At 48.1% G+C, this 636-nt stretch carries 1 tRNA gene and 2 rRNA genes; all 3 read left to right on the plus strand.

The annotated features are described in order from the left end of the window. Positions 1–83 (plus strand): 16S ribosomal RNA (locus MH144_RS30640); the annotation flags it as partial. A 108-nt stretch (positions 84–191) separates the two neighbouring features. Further along, positions 192–267 (plus strand) — tRNA-Ala (locus MH144_RS30645). Between the two features lie 249 nt (positions 268–516). After that, positions 517–636 (plus strand): 23S ribosomal RNA (locus MH144_RS30650); the annotation flags it as partial.

Below are 636 nucleotides of genomic sequence, written 5' to 3' on the forward strand. Positions count from 1 at the left end.
AGCCGCCGAAGGTGGGATAGATGATTGGGGTGAAGTCGTAACAAGGTAGCCGTATCGGAAGGTGCGGCTGGATCACCTCCTTTCTATGGAGAATCGTTTCCCGTAGCGGAAACATTCAAATAAGCGGGTTCACTGAACCTGCAACAGCAACATCGTTACTTATCCATTTGTTCAGTTTTGATGGAATTTGAGGGGCCATAGCTCAGCTGGGAGAGCGCCTGCCTTGCAAGCAGGAGGTCAGCGGTTCGATCCCGCTTGGCTCCACCAAAGAATTTCGTCTATTTAGCTTGTTCTTTGAAAACTAGATATCGAAACGAAAATTGCGAATTAGAACATTCCTTTTAGGGATGAATGCTTGTTCGGTTCAAGTGACCGATCAACAATCATCCTAGCTGAACTTGTGTCAAACAAGTTTCAATATTAGCGAAAACTGCTTTGCGATGGTATCGAATGGGAACGACTTTTGGATTTGCGCAAGCAAACCAAGGGAAGTGAGCAGTCGAAACCGGAGCATCTGGTTAAGCTACTAAGAGCACACGGAGGATGCCTAGGCGCTAGGAGCCGATGAAGGACGTGGCGAACAACGATACTGCCTCGGGGAGCTGTAAGCAAGCTTTGATCCGGGGATGTCCGAAT

Origin of the sequence: Paenibacillus sp. ACRRY (assembly GCF_022346995.1) — a bacterium.
Classification (GTDB): domain Bacteria; phylum Bacillota; class Bacilli; order Paenibacillales; family Paenibacillaceae; genus Paenibacillus.